This is a genomic window from Cryobacterium sp. MP_3.1 (genome assembly GCF_035984795.1).
In the GTDB taxonomy this organism is placed as follows: domain Bacteria; phylum Actinomycetota; class Actinomycetes; order Actinomycetales; family Microbacteriaceae; genus Cryobacterium; species Cryobacterium zongtaii.
Map to the genome: position 1 here is coordinate 1 of NZ_JAXCHV010000072.1, position 1,452 is coordinate 1,452.

General features: G+C 63.2%; 1 protein-coding gene. It reads right to left on the minus strand.

All coding sequences use genetic code 11. The features are described from left to right. Window positions 1–7: 7 nt before the first annotated feature. Complete coding sequence (locus RCH12_RS18470) at window positions 8–1,384, minus strand: IS30 family transposase (RefSeq protein WP_327017883.1); 1,377 nt, start codon at window positions 1,382–1,384, stop codon at window positions 8–10. Window positions 1,385–1,452: the final 68 nt, after the last annotated feature.

Consider the following 1,452-nt stretch of genomic DNA (forward strand, 5'->3'; position numbering starts at 1 on the left):
GGCGAATTCAACTGGTCGTTGCAACACCGACTTGTTCGCTCAATACTAAGTGCTCTGCCCAGACCTCGGCCGGTGTCTTCCAGCCCAGCACTTTCCGTGGTCGATTGTTGAGCGTGTGAGCGACGGCGTCGAGCTCGGCGCCACCCCACCGCGCAAGGTCAGTGCCTTTCGGAAAGTACTGCCGCAGCAGCCCGTTGGTGTTCTCATTCAAAGGTCGCTGCCACGGACTGTGAGCGTCAGCGAAGTAGATCGCAATACCTGTCGCCTCTCGCAGCTCGACATGCTGTGACAGTTCCTTGCCGCGGTCCCAGGTGAGCGATTTTCGCATCTTTCCGGGCAACTCACTCATCCGCTCCCCAACCGCTTTCCTCGTGACCTCGGCACCGTAGCCGGCCAACGCAGGACCGTTCTTGATGCGCGGTTGCATGCCGTAGCCTTCGAGTCGCGGCAGGTGGACGAGTATCGTCAGCTTCGTCGTTCGTTCCACCAGCGTTCCGATTGCCGACCGACCAGTGCCGATAATGAGGTCACCTTCCCAGTGCCCCGGAACCTTCCGCTCAGCAACCTCGTCGGGACGTTTGTCGATCGTCACGTCGGCCGTGACATGGCCGCCCGGCCGGCACCGTGCACGGGCGCGCGGAACACGCAACGACCGCCCAGTCCGCAGATTCGCGACGAGGTCGCGGGTGAGCCCGCCGCGGGTTTCCACATACAACGCCTGGTAAATCGCCTCGTGAGAGATCCGCATGGACATATCGTGCGGAAAATCAATGCGCAGGCGACCGGCGATTTGCTCCGGACTCCACACTGTTGCCCACCGCCGGTCCTGGCGGTGGGGCTTGTTACGGCCTTTCCACGCCGCCGTCTCTGGCCCGGCAATCGGTGCCCCGTTAGCGTCCGTGACGGCCCCGGAGAGGCGGTTCTGGACATAGTCACGGAGTCGGTCGTTGGCCACAAGCTTCACCGTCTTCGGGCGTTGCGCCATGAGTTCCGACTTCCACTGCGCGACAGACGCCCGATACTCAAGCTTTCCCCCGCGGGTGGCCGCGTTACGGCGCAATTCGCGTGAGACCGTCGACGGCGACCGGCCCAACGCTCGTGCGATTCCGCGAACACTCGTGAGTTGAACTCGCAGCAACGCGATCTCCTCACGCTCAGCGAAGGAGAGATATCGATCGGTCGGTGGGGCGAGGGAGAACGGTGACATACCGCCACGATGTCGGAACCAACGAGTGCCGACCGCAGCCGACACGCCAACGGCTACCGCAGCATCCTCGCTCGAGAGACCGCGCGCGACCTCGAACCAGAACGTTCGCTCAACCTCCCGCCGAAGCGACGGAGCACCCGGGGACTTCATCGGGGACCTCCCCGTCAATTCCTTCATCCACCCTGCTGGACGCCCCATCGGACACCTCCATGATCGGGGCGTTGCTTCGACTGGTTGAATTCGCC